Origin of the sequence: Mesorhizobium sp. M7A.F.Ca.AU.002.02.1.1, assembly GCF_003998535.1 — a bacterium.
Classification (GTDB): Bacteria; Pseudomonadota; Alphaproteobacteria; order Rhizobiales; family Rhizobiaceae; genus Mesorhizobium; species Mesorhizobium ciceri.
This window is the reverse complement of sequence record NZ_RZPB01001390.1, coordinates 1-692: the sequence shown is the minus strand read 5'-3', so window position 1 is coordinate 692 and position 692 is coordinate 1. Positions and strand designations below refer to the sequence as shown.

Sequence of the window (692 nt, the reverse complement as noted above, 5' to 3'; positions counted from 1 at the left end):
GCATAGTCGTCATAGGCGCTGCCCAGTTCGCCGCGCAGGAAATTTTCTTCCAGCCTGGCTTTCGTCACGATGCCGATGATGAGCAGCGCGGTTCCGGCTATGCCCCACATGGTGCCCTTGGCTGCCATGGTGGCGAGGATCGCCAGCAGCAATCCGGTGTAGATCGGATGCCGGACAAGGCCATACGGGCCGGTGTTGACGACACGGTGCCCGGCCTTGGCGGTGATGGTGCCCGACCACAGCCTGCCGAGATGCAGGCGCGCCCACCAGGCAAAGGCGATGCCGATGGCGATCAGGGCGACACAGATCCAGGCTTCGGGGAGATCAGGCATCCACAGCCTGAGCCGGCCTTCATAGCCGTGCGCCGGAATGAACAGCAGCACCGCGCCGGCTATCCAGAGACCCCGATAGCGGGCCTCCGCCTTGAACCCGGCGCGCTTCTGGGCAGGGTCGGACCACAAAGCGGCGACGGCCCAGCTTCCTGCCCAGATCAACCAAAGCAACGTGATTGCCGTCACAGGTCGCATGATCAGCCTCCGCAAACCGTCTGGACGTCACTATGAAACCGGCACCGCGCGCCGGCAATGCGGTGCGAGATCGATGACAGGTAAGAAAAGCGTGATCGCGATCCTATCGGTGCTGTTGATCGGACGATCAGCACTTTCGACTGGACGCCGCGAAGCGCGCCCGGC

At 63.7% G+C, this 692-nt stretch carries 1 protein-coding gene; it reads right to left on the bottom strand.

The window, feature by feature from the left end; all coding sequences use genetic code 11:
- Window positions 1-527 (bottom strand): isoprenylcysteine carboxylmethyltransferase family protein (locus tag EN879_RS37920; protein ID WP_164774944.1); only part of this gene is annotated, 527 nt, incomplete at its 3' end.
- Between the last annotated feature and the right edge of the window lie 165 nt (window positions 528-692).